Origin of the sequence: Hymenobacter frigidus, assembly GCF_014640435.1 — a bacterium.
Classification (GTDB): domain Bacteria; phylum Bacteroidota; class Bacteroidia; order Cytophagales; family Hymenobacteraceae; genus Hymenobacter; species Hymenobacter frigidus.
In genome coordinates this window covers 1-610 of sequence record NZ_BMGY01000108.1, presented here as the reverse complement: position 1 = coordinate 610, position 610 = coordinate 1, and the positions used below count along the sequence as shown (strand labels likewise).

The window sequence follows — 610 nt, the reverse complement described above, 5'->3', positions numbered from 1 at the left end:
TATATAACTTTCGGGTCAAAATAGCGGAGGTATCCATCTTGCAAAATTAACTCAAACAGCTTCTTAGCAGTTAACAACACATTTAACGACCATAATAGATTAGCGTGTTTACGAAAACGGTCCCAAGGTAAACGCGCTCCGTTCAAAGAAAGGAGCGTTATATTTTTAGCCAGTTGTAAGCGCTGCCATATACTTTTCTGGAACTTGGTTGGCTGCCAGCTTTCCTTGTCCTGAATGAACCTGCGTCCTGTAAGCTACTGTGCCGGCTTTTTGATGTGCCTCAGTGCGTGTGAACATCCACTTCCCTGCGAGGAGGATAACCGACGGACGTACCATCCCATCGAATTGCGCCTCATTGTCACCGACAAAGGCGCCATCGGCACGCCCTGTGACCTGGAAGGAATCAATGAGGTGACGCATCAAAAGGCGGAATTCCATTCGATGGGTGCCTTTTACATTGCGCTTAAGGATGCCATTGCCTTAGGGGACACCGTTGTGAAGAACAAAGGCGCATCTGCCTTTTTAGTTAAGAAACGGGGCTATGTGAGGTGGTCTAGTTAAACAGGAGAGAATTGGGTGATATTACTAAGTTGTTGTTGGTGAAATTGAT

The 610-nt window shown here is 46.2% G+C and carries 1 protein-coding gene; it reads left to right on the top strand.

All coding sequences use genetic code 11. The features are described 5' to 3' along the window. Positions 1 to 234 precede the first annotated feature (234 nt). The gene (locus IEW17_RS20665; RefSeq protein WP_188563955.1) at positions 235 to 561 is read left to right on the top strand and encodes a hypothetical protein; all 327 of its coding nucleotides are present in this window, start codon (positions 235 to 237) and stop codon (positions 559 to 561) included. Positions 562 to 610 lie beyond the last annotated feature (49 nt).

Excerpts from the sequence above, each read along its gene's own strand:
- IEW17_RS20665 (WP_188563955.1), top strand. The coding sequence starts at position 235 with ATGAACCTGCGTCCTGTAAGCTACTGTGCCGGCTTTTTGATGTGCCTC.